Here is a 25,854-nt window from a genome sequence, read left to right as displayed (position 1 = left end):
AACACCTCAGCGTCCTTTGGCGCTGCGGTAGGCATTCTTGGTAATGCTGGCGGCAGCATCACGAACAGTGTATTTTACAACAATACGACGACCGGCTCGAGCTTACAAGGCGGCGGTGCAATCCGCGTAAATAACGCCAGTGGCACGTACAATTTTGCCAACCTGACTATCGTTGGCAACTCGGCTGGTACTAGTACAGGCGGTGGAATATTAAAAGGTGCCGCTGGAACTCTTAACATTTATGACTCGATCATCGCCGGCAATTCTGCGACCACCGGGGCAGATGTTGGAACCGCATCGGGTGGAACTGCCGCCACCTTGACTAATACCACCACCGGCTCGGCAGCCGATTTGTTCGTCAATCTCGGCTCGGGTTCTGCCAGGGACCTGCGACTGAGCAGCAGTTCGACCGGCGTTATAAACGGGGGGAATACCACCGGGCAGGTCTCCAGCTATGGCACCTACGACGCTTTGTCCAATCCGCGTACTGTCGGCTCCAATCTCGATCGCGGTGCCTATGAATACGCCGCGGCGCGGACGCTCGACCTCGATAGCGGCACGGGCGGAAACAACTATACCGTCAGCTATGTGTCGGGTGGCGTGGCGATCGGAAACAACGTCGCGATCGGCACGCTTTCCGGCGATACCAATGTCCGCAGTGCGGTTATCACGCTAAGCGGCATCCAGGACGTCGCATCGGAAAGCCTGTCGCTGACCGGTACCAACAGCAATATCAATTCGGTTCTCTACGACTCCTCCACGGGCAGGCTGACGCTCTACAGCAAGCCCGGCGCCACCGTGGCCGACATGCAGGCGGCAATTGCCAATGTCAAGTACATCAACTCGGCGGGTACGCCGACCGGTTCGTCGCGCACCATCAACGTCTATGTCTCCGACGCCTCGGATAGCGCCGTAGCGACGACGACGGTGAATTTCACGGTCGCCGCCGACACCACCCCACCGACCTTCGACTCGGGTCCCACGACAACCAGCGCGACCACCACCGGCTTTACCCCTTCGGCCAGCATCAACGAGGCTGGGACGATCTACTACGTCGTCGTGGCGGACGGGGCGACGGCGCCCTCGGCCGCGCAGGTGAAGGCGGGCCAGAACAATACCGGCAGCGCCGCGCTGAAATCCGGCACTTCCTCGGCCACGACGGGCAGCTTTGACAGCAGCTTCTCCGCGGTTACCGGCCTGTCCTCCGGCACGGCGTATGACGTCTATTTCGTCGCCGAGGACAGCACCGGCAACCTGATGGCCTCGCCCACCAAGGTGGATGTAACCACCTCGGCGGCCACCGTCTCGCTCTCCGTCAACAACGCCAGCGTCGCCGAGGCGGCCGGCACCTCCACCGTCACCGCGACGCTGAGCGCGGCGGCCTCCGAAAACACCACGGTGACGATCGGCCGCAAGAGCACCAGCACCGCGACGCTGACGGACGATTTCACCCTGTCCTCCACGACGATCACCATCCTGGCCGGCAACACGACCGGCACCGCGACCCTGACCGCCGTTCAGGATGCGCTGGACGAGGACGACGAGACGGCCATCATCGAGATCACCGCAGTGTCCGGCGGCGGCGGGGCGACCGAGAACGGCACCCAGGAAGCAACGGTGACGATCATCGACGACGACACGACGCCCACCCTGTCGATCGCCAACGTCAGCCAGGCCGAGGGCAACAGCGGCACGTCCAACATGACGTTCACCGTGACGCTGAGCGCCGCGTCGGGCCGGGCCGTGTCGGTCGACTACGCCACCACCAACGGCACCGCGACGGCGGGCAGCGACTATACCGCCACCAGCGGCACCCTGAACTTCGCCGCCGGCGAGACGAGCAAGACCTTCACCGTCACCATCGCGGGCGACGCCACGGCCGAGTCGAACGAGACCTTCACGGTCACGCTGTCCAACGCCTCCAACGCGACCATCCCGACGGCCACGGCCACCGGCACCATCACCGACGACGATTCGGGACCCGAGATCAACGTCCAGGGCAACAGCACCAGCATCACCGACGGCGACGCCACGCCGACCACGACCGACCACACCGATTTCGGCTCGTCCGCCGTCACCGGCGGGACCGTGGAACGCACCTTCACCATCCAGAACACCGGCAGCGCCTTGCTGACGCTCGGTTCCAGCGCGGTCACCATCACCGGCACCAACGCCGCCGACTTCACCGTGACCGCCCAGCCGGCGACCACCGTCGCCGCCAACGGCAGCACCACCTTCACGGTGCTGTTCAACCCGTCGACGACCGGCGCCCGGAATGCCACCATCAACATCGCCAACGACGACAGCAACGAGAACCCCTACGACTTCTCGATCACAGGCACGGGAACCGTCGATTCCAACGCCACGGTCACGTCCAGCGCCACCCTGACCGAGCCGTCGAGCATCGCGACCACCGCGGTGGCACAGGGTTCGGCGGTCTCGCTGCTCGACTTCACGATCACCGATCCGGGCACCGACAGCGCGGCGACGACCGTCTCCTCGTTCCATGTGGCCGTGACCGGCACCAGCACCGACGCCGAGCGCGGCGCCATGGTGTTCCTGCTGAACGGCCCGGACGCCACGAACGTTCAGGGCACCTATGATTCCGCCACCGACCGGATCACCTTCTCCGGCCTGAGCATCTCGGTCGCCGACGCCGCGAACGAGGTCTACACGATCAGCGCCTATTTCAACGACAACACGTCGTCGGCCGACATCACCGAAGGCAACACGCTGATCCTGACGCTGAACGCCAGCAACTTCACGGTCGGCGGCAGCGGCACCCAGATGGCGGCCAGCCAGTCCAACGTCGCCAACGGCAGCGGCGCCGCGATCGACGTCACCGCCACGCAGCTCGTGTTCGGCACGGCACCGGCGGGATCGGTCAGCGGCGTCGCGCTGACCACCCAGCCCGTGGTGCGGGCGGTGGACGCGCGCGGCAACATCGACACCGGCTTCACCGGTTCGATCACGCTGAGCGAGGGCAGCTCCGGAACGCTGGGCGGCACGGTCACGCTGTCGGCCACGGCGGGCGTCGCGACCTTCACCGGCGTCTCCTACACCGCCACCGCCGACCAGGAGACCTTCGTGCTGACCGCGGCGTCCGGCGCGCTGACCAGCGCCACGTCGTCCAGCATCACGTCCGACGTGGTGGCGACCAAGCTGGAGTTCTCGACCCAGCCGGTCCCGCTGACGTTGCAGAGCGGCGTCGCGACCAGCTTCACGACCGTTCCGGTGGTTCGCGCCGTCGATGCCGGCAACATCGTCGATACCGGCTACACCTCCGCCATCGTGCTGTCGGTGACCAATACGAGCGGCGGCGCCGTGGCCGGCACGGTCACCAGCCTGGGCGTCACGAGCGGCGACACCGACGGCACCGCCACCACGGTGACGCTCAACGCCGCCAGCGGTGCGGCCACCTTCACCGGCCTCTCGCTCACCTACTCGGTGGGCGGCGGCACCACCAACTCGATCGTGCTGCGCGCCGCCTCGGGCTCGCTGACCTCGGTCAACAGCAGCACGATCACGGCGTCGACCAACACCGCGCCGACGATCGGCAACCTGGACACCAACAGCGTCACCTGGGTGACGGGGAGCACGCTCACCCTCGACGTCGGTTCCAACGCCACGGTCACCGACACGGAAAACGACGCCGCCAACTGGAACGGTTCGACGCTGACGGTCCAGCGGTACACCAGCGGCGGCGCGGCGGACGCGACCGCCAGCGACACGTTCAGCCTGGCGGCGTCCGGGTTCACCCTCAGCGGATCGAACCTGCAAACCGGCGGCCAGACCTTCGCGACCTATACCAGCGCCGGCGGCGTCCTGACCGTCAGCTTCGCCAACGGCGGCGCCGACGCCACCAACGAGCTGGTCCAGGCCGTGATCCGCGCCGTGCGCTACAGCAGCACGACATCGTACGGCGACGCCAAGATCCGCTTCGCCTTGAAGGACAGCCCCACCGGCACTACCGCCACCGCCGATGTGGCGGTCACCAGCAGCACCATCACCGTCGATCGCACGGACGACGACGCCGACGGCGACGCCGCCGACGGCTTCAGCTTGCGCGAGGCGCTGGCGCGAAGCGTGGCGCAGGCGACGGCGGACAGTGTCGTTCTCAGCGGACTGACGACGAACACCACCCTGACCCTGACCGGCAGCACCGCGACACTGGGGGCGGACGACAAGATTTCCCTGTCCCAAGCAAAAACCGTGACGATCGCGGGCAGCGGCGGCGGCGGGCTGGCATTGGCCGGAACCGGCACGCTGGAAGTCAGCCCCGTCGGCGCGTCGCTGATAATCTCCGCCAACATCTCGGGCGCCAGCGGCAACATCATCAAGACGCAGGGCGGCGCGCTGACGTTCTCGGGCACCAACACCTACGGCGGCTATACCGAGCTGAGAAACGGCGCCATCACCTTCATCGGCGGATCGGCCATCCCCGACACCAGCGCCCTGACCATCAACGACAATGGCGGCAACGGTGTCATCACGCTGTCCAACAGCAACGAGACCGTCGGTTCGCTGACCGGCACCGGCACCATCGCCACCAACGGCTATACGCTGCTCACGGGCGGCGACAACACCAGCACCACGTTCAGCGGCGTCATCTCCGGCTCCGGCGGGCTGACCAAGACCGGCACCGGCGTGTTGACGCTGACGGGAGTCAATACCTACACCGGTACGACCACCGTATCGGCTGGCGGCGGCACCGGCGGGCTGACGCTGAACAACTCCAGCGGCACCGCGCTGGCCGACACCAGCGCGGTTTCGCTCGCCGGAATCCTGACGCTGTCGTCCGCGACCGAGACGATCGGCGCGCTGTCCGGCGCCGGCACGGTGACGCTGGGGGCCAACGCGCTGACGGTCAGCCAGTCCACCGACACCACCTTCTCCGGCACGATCGGCGGCACCGGCAGCCTGACCAAGGCCGGCAGCGGCACGCTGACCCTGTCGGGGAGCAACACCACCCACACGGGCACCACCACCGTGTCGGCCGGCGCGCTGAGCGTCGCCGCCGACGGCAACCTGGGCACCGGCGCGGTGACGCTGAACGGCGGCACGCTGACGGTGACCGGGGCCACCACCATCGACAACGGGATCGTGCTGGGGGCGAACGGCGGCACGGTGAGCAATTCCGCCGCCGTCACCCTGTCCGGCCAGATCTCCGGCTCGGGCGCGCTGGTCAAGACCGGCAGCAGCGCGCTGACGCTCAGCGGCGACAACATCTATACCGGAACCACCTCCCTCAACGCCGGCGTCCTGATCGCCACGCACAACAACGCGCTGGGCACGTCGCAAGGCGGCACCACGGTGGCCAGCGGCACCACGCTCAGGCTCGGCAACAACGTCACCATCGCCGATGCGCTGACCCTGAGCGGCACCGGCATCAACGCCGCCTATGGCGCGCTCAAGGTCAACGAGGGCAGCGGTTCGGCGACCGTCACCGGCAACATCACGCTGGCGGCCGACGCCTCGGTCGGCGCCTTCAACAGCGGCGACACGCTGACCCTGAGCGGGGTGGTGTCCGGCGGCTTCGCCCTGACCAAGGTCGGCAGCGGCACCGTGACCCTGTCGGGGGCCAACACCTACACCGGCGCCACCACCGTCTCGACCGGCACCCTGGTCGCGGCGCACGCCACCGCGCTGGGCACGACCGGCGGCACCACCACGGTCACCAGCGGTGCTGCGCTGGGCCTGTCAGGCGGCATCACGATCGCCGAGGTGATCGCCGGGCTGGCGGGCACCGGCATCTCCAACGGCGGCGCGCTGGTCAACGTCAGCGGCACCAACACGCTGAGCGGCGCCGTGACGCTGACCGGGAACTCCTACCTGGGTGCGGCGTCCGGCACGACGCTGACCATCAGCGGTGCCGTCGGCGGCAGCTTCAGCGCGACCAAGGTCGGGGCCGGCACGCTGGTGCTGTCGGGCGCCAACAGGACCGGCCTGTCCGGCGGAATCACGGTCTCCGCCGGAACGCTGTCGGTGGGCGCCAACAGCGCGCTGACCAGCGGCACGCTGACGCTGGCCGGCGGCACGCTCAGCCTGACCGCCACCGACACCTATGCCAACGCCGTGACGATGGGCACGGGCGGCGGCACGGTCGATGTCGGCTCGGGCATCACCGCGACGCTGTCCGGCAACATCACCGGCACGACGGCATTGACCAAGACCGGCGCCGGCGGGTTGACGCTGTCGGGCGCTACCGTCACCTATTCCGGCGGCACCACCGTCTCCGCCGGCACCCTGACCGGCACCACCACGAGCCTCCAGGGCGCGATCACGAACAACGCCGCCGTCGTGTTCGACCAGTCCAGCGCCGGCACCTATGCCGGCGTGCTCAGCGGTACCGGCACGCTTACCAAGAGCGGCACGGCGACGCTTATCCTCAGCGGCGACAATTCCTACAGCGGGACGACGACCGTCAGCGCCGGCACGCTGGTCGCGGCGCACGCCAACGCGCTGGGCACGACCGCCGGCGGGACCTCGGTCACCAGCGGCGCGGCGCTCGGGCTGCAAGGCGGCATCACGATCGCGGAAGCCATCACCGGCTTGGCCGGCACCGGGGTTTCCGGCGGTGGCGCGCTGGTCAACGTCAGCGGCGACAACACGCTGAGCGGCGCCGTCACGCTGACCGGGGCCGCGACGGTCACCACGGCGACAGCCACCACCTTGACGATCAGCGGCGCCCTGTCGGGCGGGGCGTTCGCGCTGACCAAGGCCGGCGCCGGCACGCTGTCCCTGTCCAACACCGGCAACGAGGCCGGCCTGACCGCCGGCGCCACGGTGACCACCGGCACGCTGGCGGTCACCGAGGACGACGCGCTGGTCGGCGGCACGGTGACGCTGAACGGCGGCAAGTTGCAGGTCAAGGGTGCAAGCACCTACGACAACGCCATCGATCTGGCCGGAGCGGGCGAGATCGAAGCCATTCCGGGCACTGGCGGTACGCAGGCGACGTTGAGCGGCATCATCAGCGGGGCCGGCAATCTCACCAAGAGCGGTCCGACCACCGTCATTCTCAGCGGAAACAACACCTACACCGGCACCACCACGATCACCACGGGCGGCGTGGAGGTCCACCACGCCAGCGGACTGGGTTCGGCCGCCAGCGGCACGACCGTCAACAGCGGCGCAACCGTGTCGATCGTCGGCGTCACCATCGCCGAGAACCTGACCATCACCGGCACCGGTTCGGACAACCTCGGCGCGATTCTCAGCGCCGGCACGTCCGCCGTCACCGGCGCCGTCACCCTGTCCGGGAATTCGTATATCGGCGTCCTTTCCGGCACGCTGACGCTGAGCGGGGTGCTCGGCGACGGCCCTTCGTCGTTCAATCTGACCAAGGTCCAGTCTGGAACGCTGGTCCTGTCGGGCACCAACGCCTACGACGGCACCACCACGGTATCGGGCGGAACGCTGAGCGTGGCGGGTGACGCCAGCCTGGGTTCCGGAGCCGTGACGCTGGCCGCCGGCACGACGTTCCAGGTCACCGGCGCCACCACGATCGACAACCCTGTGGCGCTGAGCGGCGCCGCCACGATCCGGACCGACGCCAACGTGACCGTGTCCGGCGCGATGTCGGGCGGCGCTTGGGCGCTGACCAAGACCGGCACCGGCACGCTGACGCTGTCCAGCTCGACCAACAAGGCGAACCTGACCGGCGGCGTCACCGTCTCGGCCGGCACGCTGGCAGTCGCTTCCAACAATGCCCTGGTCGGCGGCACCGTGACGCTGAATGGCGGCACGCTGGGCCTGACCGGCACCGACACCTTCACCAACGCGGTCGCACTGGGAACGGGCGGCAGCACCGTCGAGGTCGCCTCTTCGATCACGGGGACGGTATCCGGCATCATCAGCGGTTCCACCGCCCTGACCAAGACCGGCGCCGGCAATCTCACCCTGACCGGCAACAACACCTATACCGGCGCCACCACGGTGTCGGCCGGCACCCTGACGCTGAACCGCAGCGGCGGCGCGCTGGCGGACACGACGGCGGTGACGGTCGCCTCGGGCGCGACGCTCGCCCTGTCGCAGAACGAGACCATCGGCTCGCTGGCGGGCGCCGGCAACGTGACCCTGGGGGCCACGCTGACCACCGGCGACGGCGCGAACACCGCCTTCTCGGGCTCCCTCAGCGGCGCCGGCGGCTTGATCAAGCAAGGCAGCGGCACGCTGACGCTGTCGGGCGCCAACACCCACACGGGCGAGACCCAGGTGACGGGCGGCGTCCTGATCCTGAGCGGCGGCTCGGCCATCGCCGATACCGCCACGGTGGCCGTTTCCAACGGCACCCTCACCCTGGACAGCGACGAAACCATCGGCTCGATGAGCGGGTCCGCCGCGGTGAACCTGGGGTCCCATACCCTGACCATCGCCGCCGGGGCGGGCGGCAGCTCCGGTTCCGTCATCAGCGGCACCGGCGGCGTGAAGAAGACCGGCTCCGGCACCTTCCTCCTCCACGGAACCAACACTTACACGGGAGGCACCGAAGTATCCGGGGGCGTGCTCCAGGTCGTCGATCAGAACAGTGTCGGCACCGGCACGGTGACGCTGAACGGCGGCACGCTTCACTTCTACCAGAACTTCACCCTCGCCAACGCCTTCACCCTCGGCACCGGCGGCGGAACCATATCCGGCGAACCCTCGGCCTCGATCGCCATCGGCGGCAACATCGCCGGCGCCGGCGCCCTGACCAAGGTGGGCACCGGCGTGCTGACCCTGTCGAGCACCAATACCTACAGCGGCGGCACGACCGTCTCGGCCGGCACCCTGACCGGCACCACGACCAGCCTGCAAGGCGCCATCGTCAACAACGCGGCGGTGACGTTCGACCAGAGCGCCGACGGCATCTATGCCGGCGTGCTCAGCGGCACCGGCAATCTCACCAAGAGCGGCACCGGCACGGTGACCCTGTCGGGCGCCAACAGCTACACCGGCGCCACCACGATCAGCGCCGGCACGCTGGCCGCGACGCATTCCGACGCGCTGGGCACCTCGGCCGGCGGAACCTCGGTCGCCAGCGGTGCCGCGCTGAAGCTGTCGGGCGGCATCACGATCGCCGATGCGATCACCGGCCTCGCGGGGACCGGCGTTTCCAGCGGCGGCGCGCTGATCAACGACAGCGGCTCCAACACGATCAGCGGCAACGTCACGCTGACCGCCGCATCGACCGTCACCACCACGGCCGGCACCCTGACCCTCAGCGGGATCGTCGGCGGCACCGGCTTCGCCCTGACCAAGGAAGGCGCCGGCACGCTGGCCCTGACGGGCGCCAACACCTATACCGGCGCCACCACGGTCTCGGCCGGCACGCTGGCGGTCAACGGATCGCTGACCGGCACCGGGGCGGTGACGGTTTCCTCCGGCGCCACGCTGGGCGGTTCGGGCAGCATCGCGGGCGCCGTCTCGATCGCGAACGGCGGCACCATCGCGGCCGGCAACAGCCCCGGCACGCTGACGCTGACCGGCGGGCTGACCATTGCCTCGGGCGGCATCCTGGCGGCGGAGATCGACGGCACCACCGCCGGCACCGGCTACGACCGGATCGTGGTGACCGGCACGGTCACCGTGACCGGTGCGACCCTGTCGCTGACGCTCGGTTCCGGCTTCACGCCCGCGATCGGCAACAGCTTCACGCTGATCGACAACGACGGCACGGATGCCGTCACCGGCACCTTCACCGGCCTTGCCGAAGGGGCAACCTTCAGCCTGGGCGGCAAGACCTTCCAGATCAGCTACACCAGCGGCAACGACCTGACGGTGACGGTGGTCAACAACGCGCCGGTGCTGGACGCCACCAAGGCCCCCGCGCTGACCGGCATCGCCGAGGACGTGGCGGATGCTTCCAACGTCGGCACCAGCGTCGCCAGCATGGTGGCCGCCAACTCGGTCACCGACGCCGACGGGACGGCGGTCACGGCGATCGCGGTGACCGCGGTCGACAACGCCCATGGAACCTGGCAGTACTCGACCAACAACGGGACGAGCTGGACCGCCTTCGGCTCCTCCGTCTCCGAGTCGGCGGCGCGGCTGCTCGACGGCACGCTGACCGGCAACGACACGCACAAGATCCGCTTCGTGCCCGCGGCGAACTACAACGGCTCGGCCACCATCACCTTCCGGGCCTGGGACAAGTCCACCGGGACGGCCGGCGGCACGGCGGACACCGGGACCGGCAAGAACGGCGGCATCACGGCGTTCTCGACGGCGACCGACACGGCGTCGATCACGGTCAGCGCGGTCAACGACGCGCCCGGCTTCACCGGCGCCGCGACCCTGGCGGCGGTCGACGAGGACACCGCGGCACCGTCCGGCGACACGGTGACCAGCCTGTTCTCCTCGCTGTTCTCCGATACCACCGACGCGGTGACCAACGGCTCGTCGGCCAACACGCTGGCCGGCATCGCGATCTCGGCGGACGCCAGCACCACCGCCCAGGGGGCGTGGCAGTACTCGACCGACAGCGGCGCCAGCTGGCACGCGGTCGGCACCGTCTCGACCAGCGCCGCCCTGCTGCTCGACACCAGCGCCAAGCTGCGCTTCGTGCCGGCCGCCAACTACAACGGCACGCCCGGTGCGCTGACGGCGTTCGCGGTGGACAATTCCTCCGCGACGGCCTTCACCAGCGGTACCACCCGCGCGACCTTCGACACCACGGCCGATGACGGCACCTCCAACGTGTCGGCGGCGGGCGTGGCGATCAACACGTCGATCACCGCGGTCAACGACGCGCCCACGGACATCGCGCTGAGCGCCAGCTCCGTCACCATCTTCGATGCCGCCAACGCCGTGATCGGCACGCTGTCGGCGACCGACCTGGACAATGTTTCGCACACCTTCTCCATCGTCAGCGTCAACGGCGACACCAACGCCACCAGCTTCAACACCAGCGGGACCAGCCTGCGGGCGACCAGCCCGACCGCGCTGACCGCCGGCACCTACACCGTGATCGTGCGCGCCAACGACGGGGGGGCAAACGGGACCTACGACAAGTCGCACTCGATCACCGTGACGAACCAGCTCATCGTCACCGTCAACTCGGACGACGGCGTGGATGCCGCCGACACCGACACCACCGCCGATGCCACCGTCGCGGCGGCGACCGCCGACGGCGGCGGCCTGTCCCTGCGCGAAGCGCTGTATTTCGCCGCCAACAACCCGACCGGCACCACCATCCAGTTCGCCGCGGGCGTCGGCGGCCAGACCATCACGCTGGGCTCCGACGTCAGCGTGGCGGCCGGCCTGACCTTCGACGCCGATGCGGCCGGGACCCTGACCATCGCCGGCGCCGGCAAGCTCAACCTGGGCGGCGCGCTGACCCTGTACAACGCCTCGGGCGATGCGCTCACCGTCGGCGCCGTCCTGGCCAGTACCGGTTCCCTGACCAAGACCGGCGCCGGCGCGGTGACGCTGTCGGGCATCAACACCTATACCGGCGGCACGACGGTATCGGCAGGCACCCTGACCGGCACGACGTCCAGCCTGCAGGGCGCCATCACCAACAACGCGGCCGTCGTGTTCGACCAGTCCACGACCGGTACGTATGCCGGCGTGATGTCGGGCACCGGCACCCTCGCCAAAACGGGCACCGGCACGGTGACCCTGTCCGGCGCCAACTCCTACGGCGACACCACCGTCTCGGCCGGCACGCTGGGCGTCGCGGCGGACGGCAACCTGGGCTCCGGCACGGTGACCCTGGCCGGCGGCACGCTGGCCTTCACCGGCACCGGCGCGCAGACCATCGACAACGCCATCGACCTCGGGACCGGCGGCGGAACGATCAGCTACGCACCGACCGGCGGCACCAACGAGCTGACGCTATCCGGCGCCATCAGCGGCGGCACGGGCACGACGCTGACCAAGTCGGGCGCCGGATCGCTCAAGCTGACCAGCCAGTCCAACAACGGCGCCGACTGGGCGACTTCCGTCCACGGCGGCACGCTGTCCGTGGCGGCGGACGTCAACCTGGGCAAAGGGGCGGTAACGCTCGCTTCCGGCACGGCGCTGCGGGTGTCCACGGCGACGACGATCCACAACAACGTCACCCTGACCGGCGACGCCTCGCTCCAGACCGACGCCGCGGTGACCCTGGACGGGGCGCTCGCCGCCGACGGGTTCGCCCTGACCAAGATCGGCGCCGGCACCCTGACGGTATCCAACGCCTCCGGCGGCATGTCGGTCAACGCCGGCACCCTGGCGGTCGGCAGCGCCTCCGCCCTGACCGGCACGGCGACCCTGTCCGGCGGCACGCTGAACGTCACGGGCAGCTCCGTGGCGGGCAGCCCGCTCGCCATCACCAACCCGATCGTGCTGGGGGTCTCCAACGGTACCCTCGACGTGACCGGCGCCGTCACCCTGTCCGGCGGGCTGACCGGCACCGGCAACCTGACCAAAACCGGAACCGGCACGGTGACCCTGACCGGCACCAACAGCTTCACCGGCACCACCACCGTCAGCGCCGGCATCCTGGCGGTCAACGGGACGATGACCGGCGGCGGCGCGGTCTCGGTCGCCTCGGGCGCCACGCTGGGCGGCTCGGGCACCTTGTCGGGCGCCGTCTCGATCGCGTCCGGCGGCATCATCGCGGCCGGCAACAGCCCCGGCACGCTGACGCTGACCGGCGGCCTGACCGTCGCGTCGGGCGGCTTCATCTCGGCCGAGCTGAACGGCACCGCGGCCGGGACCGGCTACGACCGGATAGACGTGACCGGGACCGTCAGCATCCAGAGCGCCAAGCTGACGCTGACCCTGGGCTATGCGCCGGCGGTGGGCGACAGCTTCATGCTGATCGTCAACGACGGCAGCGACGCGATCACCGGCACCCTGAAGACGTCGGACGGCTTCACCCTGGCCCAGGGCGACACCTTCACGTCGGGCGGCTACACCTTCCAGGTCAGCTACACCGGCGGCACCGGCAACGATCTCGTGCTGACCGTGGTGAACAACGCGCCGGTGCTGGACGCGGCGCAGTCCCCGGCGCTGGCCGGCATCGCCGAGGACGTGGCGAGCGGGTCCAACACCGGCACCGGGATCGCCGACATCGTGGTCACCGGCTCGATCACCGACGCCGACGGCACGGCGGTCAAGGCGATCGCGGTGACCGCGGTCGACGACACCAACGGCACCTGGCAGTACTCGACCGACAACGGGGCCAACTGGAGCGCCTTCGGCTCCGTCTCGGCGAGCACGGCGCGGCTGCTCGACGGCACGCTCGGCGGCGACAGCACCCACAAGGTCCGCTTCGTGCCCGCGGCGAACTACAACGGCTCGGCGACCATCACCTTCCGGGCCTGGGACAAGTCCACCGGGACGGCCGGCGGCACGGCGGACACCAGCTCCAACGGCGGCATCACGGCGTTCTCGACGGCGACCGACACCGCCTCCATCGCCGTCTCGCCGGTCAACGACGCGCCGGTGCTGGCGACGCCCGCGACGATCAGCCTGACCGACACGCCCTCGACGGACAGCTTCGCCAACCAGACCGGAACCCTGGACGCCACCGACGTCGAGGGCACCACGCTGACCTACGGCATCACCGACGGCACGTCCGGAAGCACGACGATCGGCGCCACCACCTACGACATCTCCAAGGCCGGGACCTACGGCACCCTGTACCTGGCCAGCACGACCGGGACCTATGCCTATGTCCCGAACGCCGCCGCCATCAACGCGCTGTCGGCCAACGCTGGCGAGACCTTCACGGTCACGGCCTCCGACGGCGGCCTGAGCGACAGCAGGACCCTGACCGTCAGCCTGACCGGAGCCAACGACGCGCCGGTCGTGACGGTCGCTCCCGCGGTGACCGGCACGGCGACGGTCGGAGCCACCCTCTCCGCCGGGACCGGCACCTGGACCGATGCCGAGAGCAACGCTCTGAGCTACACCTACCAATGGTACCGCGCGACCGACAGCGCCGGTTCCGGGGAAGCCGCCATCGCCGGAGCGATCCAGGCGACATACACCACGACGGCGACGGACGCGCAGAAATACCTCAAGGTCGTCGTCACGGCGAACGACGGCAACGGCAGCTCGACCCAGACATCCTCGTCCAGCCGCACCTTCGTGTCCAACACCGCTCCGGTCCTGGCGGCGCCGGGCGCCATCGGCCTGACGGACACGGCCGCCGCCGACGGCTTCGCCAACCAGGCCGGCACGCTGGCCGCGACCGACATCGACAACGACACCCTGACCTACGGCATCAACGGCGGGACGACGGGCGGAAGCACGGTGATCGGCACCGTCACCTACGACGTGTCCAAGGCCGGGACCTACGGCACGCTTTATGTCCGGAGCGCCGGCGGCGCCTATGTCTACGTGCCGGACGCCGCGGCGATCAACGCGCTGTCGGCCGGCGCCAGCGAGAGCTTCACGGTCACCGCGGCGGACAGCGTCACCAGCGACAGCAAGACCCTGACCGTCAACCTGACCGGAGCGAACGACTCGCCCGTGCTGGCCGGCCCGACCACCGGCGCCACCTACACCGAAGGCGGAGCTGCGCTGGCCATCGGCGCGGCGATCACCCTGACGGACGCCGACACCGGCGCCACCGCGCGAAGCGCCACGGTCACCCTCGACAATCCGGTGGCGGGCGACGTGCTGGCGGTCTCGGTCCCCGGTCCCTATGCCGTCAGCTACAACCCCACCACCGGCGTCCTGACCCTGAGCGGCGGCGGCACCCTGGCGCAGATGCAGGCGGCGCTCCGCTCGCTGACCTTCAGCTCGACCAGCGCCAACCCCACGGACGGCGATGCCCGGACCACCCGCAGCGTGGGCATCCAGGTGGATGACGGCGCCGCGTCCGACGCCGCCAGCAACAGGATCGTCAGCACCTTCGCGATCTCCCCGGTCAACGATCCCCCGGTGGTCACCGGCGCCCCGGCGCCGATCGACATCACCGACAAGCGGACGGCCCGGCCGTTCGCCGACGTCTCGATCAGCGACGCCGACCGCCCGAACCAGTCGATCACGGTCACCGTCACGCTGGATCCGGCGCGCGGGTCCCTGGGCGGCGGTTCCGGCACCTATACGGCCGCGACCGGCACCTGGACCTTCACCGGCAACAATGCCGCCAATGCCCAGGCCGCCCTCAGGGCCCTGGTCTTCACCCCGACCGAGAACCGGGTGGCGCCGGGCACCGTCGATACCGTCGCCCTGACCCTGTCCGTCTCGGACGGGACCGCCACGACCGGCAATCTCGGCGCCACCGTCAACGTGCTGTCGGTCAACGACGCACCCTATGCAAACCGCTCCGTCAGCCGGGCGACCGCCATCCAGGGCTCGGCGTTCAGCCTGACGATCTCCACCAACGCCTTCGGCGACCCCGATGACGGCGACCCGCTGACCGGCACGGCGACCCTGTCCAACGGCAACCCGCTGCCGGCCTGGCTGACCTTCGATTCCGAAAGGCGGACCTTGACCGGCACGCCGGCGAACGGGGACGTGGGCACCCTGACGATCCGGCTGACCGTGACCGACCGGGCCGGCGCCAGCGCGTCCGACATCTTCATCCTGACCGTGGAGAACGTGAACGACGCGCCGGCCGCGGCGGACGACCGGGTCTCCACCGGCGAGAGCAGCGCCTTCTCCCTCACCGCCGCCCGGGGGCTGCTGTCCAACGACACCGATCCGGACATCGGCGACACCCGCGTCGTCAGCGCGGTGAACGGCCTCGCCTCCAGCGTCGGCCGGGCGATCACGCTGGCCGGCGGCGGCCAGGTCACGATCCGCCAGAACGGCAGCGTCGCGTTCGACCCCAACGGCGCCTATGTCGGGCTCAACGCCGGGCAGAGCGTGGTCGAGCAGGTGCGCTACACCATCGTCGACGCCGGGGGCCTGACCTCGACCGCAACCCTGTTCATCACGGTGGAAGGCCGCAACAACGGCCCCGTCCTGCAGCCGGACAAGATCGTGACGATCGACCAGGACAGCTCGGCCATCGGCCTGAGCATCACGCGGCCGGTCGATGCGGAAGGCGCCCCGCTGACCATCACGGTCACGGCGCTGCCGTCCGCCGGCACCGTCAGGACCGCCGACGGGGCGGTCGTGCCGGTAGGCGCGCTGCTGACCGCGACCCAGCTCGCCAACCTGACCTACACGCCGCCGGCCGGCTTCAGCGGCGATGCCGGCACGCTGGTCTACAGCGTGTCCGACGGCGGTTCCGTGGCCGCGCAGGCCGTCGCCATCGCCGTGACCGCGGTCCAGCGGCTCGACGTGGTGCCGGTCGCCGCCGTCGCCAGCGAGGGCACCGCCGGCAACACCGTGCTGACCTTCCGCATCACCCGGACCGGCGACACCAGCGCCCGGACGGAAGTCGACTGGCAGATCGACGAACCGACCCGCAACAACGGCCAGGCCAACCGCGACGATTTCGTCGGCGGGCTGCCGTTCGGCAAGGCGACGCTGGCGTCGGGCGCCAGCTTCGTGGACGTCACCGTCACGGTCGCCGCCGACAGCGTGGTGGAGCCGGACGAGACCTTCACCTTCTCGGTCACCGGCGTCGCCACCAGCCTCTCCGGCGGCAAGATCGTCTTCCAGCGAGAAACAGCCCGGGGCACGATCCTGGACGACGACCGCGACGTGACGCCGCCCGCCATCGTGTCGGTCACGGTCCCCGAGGCGGGCAACTACGTGGACGGCGACACCCTGACCTTCACCGTCCGGTTCAGCGAGGCGATCGACCGGACCAACCTCGGCACGCCGCGCCTGGCGCTGACCATCGGCAGGACCACCCGCTTCGCCGAGCTGGTCGAGGTGGCCGGCCAGTCCGCCGACACGCTGACCTTCGCCTATACCGTCACCCCGGCGGACGCCGACAAGGACGGCATCTCGGTCAGCCAGAACATCAACCTGAACGGCGGCAGGATCCAGGACGCGGCGGGCAACAACGCGGCCCGGAACCTGGGCGCGCTGCGAACCGGCAACGTCATCGTCAACACCTTCAAGGGCGTGGTGGTCGACGGCTACATCACCGGCGGCACCGTGTTCGCCGACGCCAACCGCAACAGCGTCCTGGACGAGGGCGAGTCCTTCTCGATCACCGACGGCTCGGGCAACTTCGAGATCCTGGGCGGCAGCGGCCCCTACATCCTGATCGGCGGCCGCGACATCTCCACCGGGCTGGAGTTCAAGGGCATCTTCGAGGCGCCGCCGCGGGCCAAGGTGATCAATCCGCTGACCACGCTGCTGGTCGGCATCGCCGGCCTGGATGCCACCGACTCCCGGATCGCGGCGGCCCAGACAGTCGTCAGGTCGGCGCTCGGGATCGACGGCGGGATCGACCTGCTGACCTACGACCCGATCGTCGAGGCGACCACGGCGGGGCGCTCCGCCGCGGAGATCGCGGTCGCCGTCGCCGCCCAGGCAAAGATCGCCAACCTGCTGGTCCAGGGCAGCTCGGTGCTCGCGGGGGCCGCCAGCACGCCGGTCAACTCGGGCGACGCCGGCCGCGCGGTGCTGGCGGCGCTGGCCGAGACCGTGTCGGCCCTGCCGTCCGGCACCAAGATCCACCTGTCCTCGCCTCCGGTCATCGAGGCCGTGCTGCGTAACGCCGCCGCCCGGCTGCCCGGCATCGACGCCGCCCGGGTCGCCGCGGTCGCGGCCGACGCCGCCCGGGTGATCGGCGCCAGCAACGGCGCCGTGGACACCGCGACGAGCGGAAGCTCGGGCGACACGCTGGAGAACCTGACCCGCATCACCCAGGCCCAGGTGGTGGCCCAGGGCAGAGCCGCGACCGCCCTGCAGGAAGGCACCGCGGGCAGCGGGCTGACCAGCGCGGTGGACAGCTTCACCGGCACCAATCTCGGCATCCAGGTCGACCAGGCCACCGTGGGCATCGTGGTGCCGTCGCGCCTCGCCATCGCTGCGGCCGACGCCGCCAAGTCGGAGGGCGATGCCGGCACCACCGCCTACAGCTTCACCGTGACCCGGTCGGGCAACCTGTCCGGCGCGCTGAGCGTCGACTGGCAGGTCACCGGAACCGACAGCCTGGACGCAGACGATTTCGGCGGCGCCCTGCCGGGCGGTACGGTGAGCTTCGCCGACGGCGAGACCGTGAAGACCATCACCGTGTCGGTCGCCGGCGACCAGGCCATCGAGGCGGACGAGACCTTCGGCGTCGTGCTGTCCAACCCGACCGCCTCGGCGGCGCTGGTCGTCGACGCCGCGTTCGGCGTGATCCTGAACGACGATCCCGCCGCTCCCCAGATCACCCTGCCGGGCACCGCCAGCGTCCTGGCCGGCACAGCCGCCGCCATCACCGGGATCGCCGTCGCCGACGGCAACAGCGCCACGGTCACCGTCTCGCTGACCCCGGTCAACGGCTCGGTCGCCCTGACCGGCCCGGCCTCGATCACCGCATCGGGCAACGTCCTGTCGGTCACCGGCAGCGTCGCCGACGTCAACGCCACGCTCGCCAGCCTGCGCTTCACCGGAGCCTTCGGCAGCGCAACGGGCGCGATCGACGTAGCGGTCTCCGACGGCGACGCGGCCACCGCCGATGCCGCGGGCCGTCTGGCGCTCTCGATCCTGTCGGCGCCGGAGAACACCCTGCCGGCGCGCCCGACCGTGGTCGCCGGCGTGTCGAGCGAGATCTTCGGCATCAGCGTCGCCGACACCGACAGCGGCAGGGTGACCGTCACGCTGACGCCGAGCCAGGGCACCGTCTCGGTGACCCAGTTCGGCTCCACGACCGTCACCAGCCTGTCCGGCGACCGGGTCCAGGTCGCCGGCACGGTGGCCGACGTCAACCAGGTGCTGGCCTCGCTGGAGTTCACGGCCCAGCGCAACGTGCTCGGCGCCAGCCTGCTGATCACCACCGCCGATGCCGACGACCTGACCGCCGACGACAGCGATCTGCTGAGCATCGACGTCGTTTCCAGCCCGGAAAGCACCGTCCCCACGGCCCAGACCGTGTTGGCGGGCGTGCCCCAGGCGGTTCCCGGCCTCACGGTCGGCGATTTCGACACGGCGGAGCTCCAGGTCACCCTGGTCCCGACCAACGGCCAGATCGGCATCGACGCGGTCGGTTCGGCCGTGCTGACCCGGCCGAACGACACGACCCTTCGCCTGACCGGCACCATCGCCGACCTCAACGCCTCGCTCGCCTCGCTGACCTTCACCGGCACTATCGGCTCGACCGCCGGCAGCGTCCAGGTGCTGACCACCGACCGCGACGCGCTGACGCCCGATCCCACGACGACGGTGGATTTCACGATCCTGAACGCGCCGACCCTGGACCTGCCGGGCCAGCCCTCGGTCGTGGCGGGGACCACGGTGTCGCTGACCGGCATCACGGTCGCCGACGCCGACCTGGGCGAGGTCACCGTCACGCTGGCTCCGACCGGCGGCACCCTGGCGGCCGCCGCGGCGGCCGGCGCCACCGTCTCGACCGCGTCCGACGGCACCGTCGCCATCACCGGCGCGGTCGCCACGGTGAACTCCACCCTGGCCGGGCTGACCTTCACCGCGGGCCGCGCGGGATCCGGCGCCGGCATCGTGCTGAGCGTCAGCGACGGCGACAGCCGTACCGCCGACGCGCAGGCGACCCTGTCGATCACGATCACCGGCACGGTCGAACTGCAGCTTCCGTCGGACGGCGTCGTGCTGGCCGCCGGCACCGCGGCGCCCCTGGCCGGCATCGCGCTCAGCGACGCCGGCACCGAGCTGATCACGGTCCGCCTGACCGCCACCAACGGCTTGCCGGTGCTGGCCGCCCAGGGCGGCGCCGCGGTCGCGGACCTGGGCGGCGGGCTTTTCACCCTGATCGGCAAGTCCAGCGACATCAACAGCGCGCTGGCGGGGATGACCTTCAACGGCACCCAGGGGGCGACCGGGGCCTCGCTGCGGATCCAGATCGACTTCACCGACCCGTCGCTGGCCGCGATCGACGAGACCCTGTCGATCGCCCTGGTCAATCCGCCGGTGCTCACCCTTCCGGCCGCGGCGGACATCCACGTCACCGCCGGCCAGACCGGTGCGATACCCGGCATTTCCGTCGCCGACTTCGACGATGCGAACCTGACGGTCACCGTGGCGCCCAGCGGCGGCACCGTAGCTCTGGTCGCGGCCGGCAGCGCCGTGGTGACGGCGGGCGCCGACGGGCGCCTGACCGTGTCCGGCACCAAGGAGGACGTCAACGCGACGCTGTCGGGCCTGACCTTCACGCCCGCGGCCGGCGCCGCGGCCGGCAGCGTGACCCTGACCGCCGGCGACTCCGACCCGGTCTCGCCCGACGTCACCGCCACGCTGCCGGTCACCATCGTGTCGCCGTCCCAGGTCACGCTGCCGGCCGGCGGCACGGCGATCGCGGGCGTCCCGATGGAACTGCACGGCTTCTCGATATCCGACGCGGACAGCGCCGCGGTCACCGCGACGCTCGTTCCGGCCGGCGGCACGGTCGAGGCGACGGCGTCCGGTTCGGCGACCGTCGCCATCGGGACCGACGGCCGGATCACGGTCACCGGCAGCCCGGCCGATGTCACCGCGACTCTGGAGACCATCAGGTTCACCATGACCGCCGGAGCGACCGCGCCGTCGCTCCAGGTCTTCGTCTCCGACGGCGACAGCCGCACCGCCGACACGTCGGCCACCATCGCCCTCACCGTGTCCACCGCGCAGCCGCCGGTGGCCGGCGGCGACATCACGGCGATCGCCACCGACAACACGACGCTGTTCCTGCCCGAGGACAGCGCCGCCCCGGGTGCCGCCAACATCAGGCTGGTGCCGTCGGTCGTGCCCAACGGCGACGGCCATTCGCCCAACGCGATCCGCATCCTGTCGGCTTCCGGCGGCACCCTGACCCTGGCCGACGGCACGGTCATCGTCCTGGGCGCCTCGGGCACGGTGATCCCGCTGACCGCCGGCGTCGCCGACCTGCGTTTCACCCCCGAGTCCGACCGCGACACCGCCGCCACGCTCCGCTACGTCATGGTCGACACGGTCCGGGGCACGCCGAACTTGGCCGCCTCGACCGCCACCATCGCGATCACGCCGGTCAACGACCTGCCGACCGGATCGGCGGACACCGGCGCGGTGGGGCAGAGCGGGACCCTGTCGGTCGCGGCCTCCGCCGGCCTGCTGGCCAACGACCGCGACGTGGACTCGGGCGACAGCCTGAGCGTCTCGGAGGTCGAGGGATCGGCCGCCCGGGTGGGCCGGGCCTTCACCCTGCCGTCCGGCGCCCTGCTGACGGTGAACGCCGACGGTTCCTACAGCTACGACGCCAACGGTGCCTTCGCGGCGCTGGCGGCGGGAGCGACCGGGACCGACAGCTTCACCTACACGGTCCGCGACAGCGCCGGCGGGACCGCCACCGCGACGGTGACGCTCACCGTCACCGGCGTAAACGACACCCCCGTGGCGACCGCCGACGTCCTGGGCGTCGCGGCCAACACCCGGCTGACCGGCGATGCGCCCGGCCTGCTGGCGAACGACCGTGATCCCGACATGGGCGACACTCTCCGGGTCGCGGCGGTCAACGGGGCGACCGACGCGGTCGGACGCCAGATCACCCTGCCGTCGGGCGCGCTGCTGCGGCTGAACGCCGATGGCTCCTACAGCTACGATCCCAACGGGCGGTACGACAGGCTGCCCGCCGGTTCGACCGCGACGGACAGCTTCAGCTACACGGTCCGCGACGCGGCCGGAGCCACGGCCTCGGCGACCGCCACCGTCACCGTCCGCGGCGTCAACGACGCTCCGGCCGCGGTCGCCGACACGGCCGTCCTGACCGAGAACAGCGTGTTCAACGTCGCCGGCATCGGCGTGCTGGTCAACGACACCGACATCGACACGGGCGACACCCTGACCGTGTCGGCGGTCAACGGCCAGACCGCCAATGTCGGCCAGACCATCACGCTTGCCTCGGGCGCCAGGCTGCTGATGAACGCCGAGGGATCGTACCGCTACGACACCAACGGCGCGTTCCGCGACCTCGCCCAGGGGCAGAGCCGGACCGACAGCTTCACCTACACGGTCCGGGACACCGCCGGCGCCACCTCGACCGCGACGGTCACGCTCACCATCACCGGCGTCAACAACGCGCCGACGGCGGTCGCGGACAGCGCGGCGACGACCGCGTCGCAGGTCGTCACCGCGACCGGCGCGGCCGGCCTGCTGGCCAACGACACGGATGCCGACAGCGGCGACGGCGCCCGGCGGGTGACCGCGGTCAACGGGTCGGCCGCCGACGTCGCCAACGCCGTCATCCTCGCCTCGGGCGCGCGGCTGACGGTCGCGGTGGACGGCTCCTACGTCTACGATCCCAACGGCGCGTTCAACACGCTCGGCTCCGGCCAGACCACGACGGACAGCTTCACCTACACGGTCGCGGACGGCTTCGGCGGGACCGCTGTGGGCCGGGCGACCATCACGATCACCGGGGTCAACGGCCGCCCGACGGCGGTCGCCGACAGCGCGACGGTGACCGAGAAGGCCATCCTGTCGGTGCCGACCCTGGGCGTTCTGGCGAACGACACCGACATCAACCAGGGCGACCGGCTGACGGTGACCGCGGTCAACGGGATCGCCGACTCCGTCGGCCGGACGGTCACCCTGGACACCGGCGCGAGGCTCACGCTGAACGCCGACGGGTCCTATGTCTACGACCCGAACGGCCGGTTCACCGCCCTGAACCAGGGGCAGTCGGCGACCGACAGCTTCACCTATACGGTGGCCGACCCCAGCGGGGCGACCAGCACCGCCACGGTGGTCGTCACGATCACCGGCATCAACGACGCACCGGTGCCCCAGCCCGATCCCGGCACCGTGTCCGAGGATTCGGCCGTCGACGTACCCGCCGCCAGGGGCGTGCTGTCCAACCTGACCGACGCGGACCACGGCGACACGGCGACCGTGACCGCCGTCAACGGCATCGGGTCGGCAATCGGCCGGGCGATCACGCTGGACTCCGGCGCGCTTCTGACCGTCAACGCGGACGGCTCGTACCGCTACGACCCCAACGGCAGGTTCGAAAGCCTGGCGGCCGGGGCGACCGCGACCGACAGCTTCACCGCGACCGTGCGCGACGGCGGCGGGGCGACCGCCACGGCGACGGTGACCCTGATCATAACGGGCGCCAACGACGCCCCGGTGGCGAGGGCCGACGCGCTCAGCCTGGGCGAGAACGACAGGACGGCCGTTACGGCGTCGGCCGGGGTGCTCTCCAACGACAGCGACCCTGACACCGGCGCGGTACTGGCGGTCAGCGCGGTCGGCGGGCAGACCAGCGGCGTGGGGCAGGCGATCGCCCTGGCGTCGGGCGCGCGGATCACGCTGAATGCCGACGGCAGTTACGTCTACGACACCAACGGGGCCTTCACGGATCTCGCGGCCGGCCAGACCAGGACCGACAGCGTCAGCTACACGGTCTCGGACGGGAAGGGCGGCAGCGCCACGGCGACGCTGACCCTGACCATATCAGGCGCCAACGCGACTCCCGTGGCGGTCGCCGATACCGGCGGCGTGGCCGAGAACGGCGTCCTGACCAGGGCTGCCTCGGCCGGCCTGCTGGCGAACGACACCGACGCCGACCAGGGCGCCGTGCTGACCGTCTCCGCGGTCAACGGCTCGTCCGCCGCCGTGGGCGGCACCATCCTGCTCGCTTCAGGGGGCAGACTGACCGTCCGGGCCGACGGTTCCTACGTCTACGATCCCAACGGCGCGTTCGAGAGCTTGGCGGCCGGGCAGAGCGGCACCGACAGCTTCGCTTATACGGTGAGCGACGGGGTCGGCGGGACCGCGACGGCGACGGCCACCATCACGATCACCGGAGAGAACGACACGCCTGCCGCGGTGGCGGACGCCGTCACGGTGACCGAGGACGCCGTCCTGGCCGTTCCGGCCAGGGGCCTGCTGGCCAACGACACCGATGTGGACGCCGGAACCGTGCTGACGGTGTCCGCGGTCAACGGCTCATCCGCCGCAGTTGGCGGCACCATCCTGCTTGCTTCAGGCGCCCGGCTGACCGTCCAGGCCGACGGTTCCTACGTCTACGATCCCAACGGCAGGTTCGAAAGTCTCCCGGCCGGAGCGACCGCCACCGACAGCTTCGCTTATACGGTGAGCGACGGGATCGGCGGGACCGCGACGGCGACGGCCACCATCACGATCACCGGGGCCAACGACACGCCTGCCGCGGTCGCGGACGCCGTCACGATGGCCGAGGACGCCGTCCTGGCCGTTCCGGCCAGGGGCCTGCTGGCCAACGACACCGATGTGGACGCCGGGACCGTGCTGACGGTGTCCGCGGTCCAGGGGAATCCCAGCGCGGTCGGGACCGCCGTCACGCTGGCGTCCGGCGCGCGGGTCACCGTGGCGGCGGACGGTTCCTACACGGTGGACACCGCCGGCAGGTATAACGGCTTGGCGGCCGGCCAGACCATGACCGAGCAATTCGGCTACACCGTTTCGGACGGGCAGGGCGGCAGCGCCACCGGGACCGCCACGGTCACGATCGTCGGGGTCAACGACGCGCCCGCGCTGACCGGCACCGTCAATGCCCAGGGCGCCCGCGAAGCCGAAGCCTTCAGCCTGAAGCTGCCGGCCGGGCTGTTCACCGACGCCGACACCTCGGACAGGCTGACGCTGTCGGCCGCCCTGGCATCCGGCGCGGCCCTGCCGGCCTGGCTGAAGTTCGATGCCGGCACCGGCACGTTCAGCGGCACGCCGGGCAGCACCGACATCGGGCAGGTCTCGGTGCGGGTGACCGCGACCGATCCGGCCGGAGCGACCGTCTCCACCAGCTTCACCCTGACCACCGAAGCGGCGCCGAAGGTGGTCGCGCCGGTCGCCAAACCGGCCGAGACGGCCCCGGCGGCAACCTCGGCGACGGTCCAGACCGGCGCGGCGCCAGCCATGATCATCCTGCCCCTGGTCCAGTCGACCTCCACCCTGTCGACGGGTTCGTCCACGATACTGTCCTCATCCTCGTCCCTGGGCGGGAACGATGCCGCCTTCTCCGGCAGCTTCACCCGGCCGGCCGGCCAGTCCCAGCTGGTCAGCATCGGGACAGGGGCGGCGGACGGTCTGCGGGTGCTCAACGGCGTACCGGACCGGCAGTTCGGGACCGATGGCGCGAACAGCTTCAGGCTGCCGTCGGGCGTGTTCGGCCACTCCGACCCCAAGGCGGTCATCACCATCGAGGCCACCCTGGCGGATGGCTCGCCGCTCCCGTCCTGGCTGAAGTTCGACGCAACGTCCGGCACGTTCAGCGGGACACCGCCGGTCGACACGGAAGGCCAGCTGGAGATCCGGGTGAAAGCCCGCGACACCGCCGGCACCGAAGTCGTGGTGGACTTCAAGCTGAAGGTGGGCGAATCGGGCGAAGCGCCGACGACCGATCAGACCCCGAAGCCGCCCCGGCCAACGGACAGAGGAACACCGACGTCCCGTCGCGGCGCGATCAGCAGGAGACACGGGCTCCGCTGGCCGGCAAGCCGTCGCTTACCGCCCAGCTAAAGGCGGCCGGGCAGGACGACCTTCTCACCGAGGGCATGGCGCTGCTGGAAAGCCTGCTGAAGGCGGCGGGCCTGGATTCCCTTGACCGCGCGGCATGACCGCCGCGCGTGTCAATTTTTCAACAAAATCAATTGACCGCAGCATCCGTAACAATTACACCTAATGGAATAAATCAAATGGGGTAATCCCTGCAGTTGATTATCATGCTGGGCGTTTTGATGGGGCGGATATGACTGGCATCATTTCGGATGGACGGGGACGACGTCGGCCGCGGAGCAGGCGGAATTTTCAGTTCGCGGCACTTGGTTTCGCGCTGCTGTCGGCATCGGGGTGCGCTGTTACGCCCGAACCCGTCACTTCGGGGGAGCGCTCGGCCCTGATCTCCGCGGACCGGCAGAA

The 25,854-nt window shown here is 70.4% G+C and carries 1 protein-coding gene; it reads left to right on the top strand.

The window, feature by feature from the left end; genetic code table 11:
* Positions 1-318: 318 nt before the first annotated feature.
* On the top strand, positions 319-25,455 hold the full coding sequence (locus DPR14_RS22225; protein ID WP_246148472.1) for an Ig-like domain-containing protein: 25,137 nt from the start codon (positions 319-321) through the stop codon (positions 25,453-25,455).
* The last annotated feature ends 399 nt before the right edge of the window (positions 25,456-25,854 follow it).

This window comes from Skermanella pratensis, assembly GCF_008843145.1.
Classification (GTDB): Bacteria; Pseudomonadota; Alphaproteobacteria; order Azospirillales; family Azospirillaceae; genus Skermanella; species Skermanella pratensis.
The sequence above is the reverse complement of the archived record's forward strand: the minus strand, read 5'-3'. Positions and strand labels throughout refer to the sequence as shown.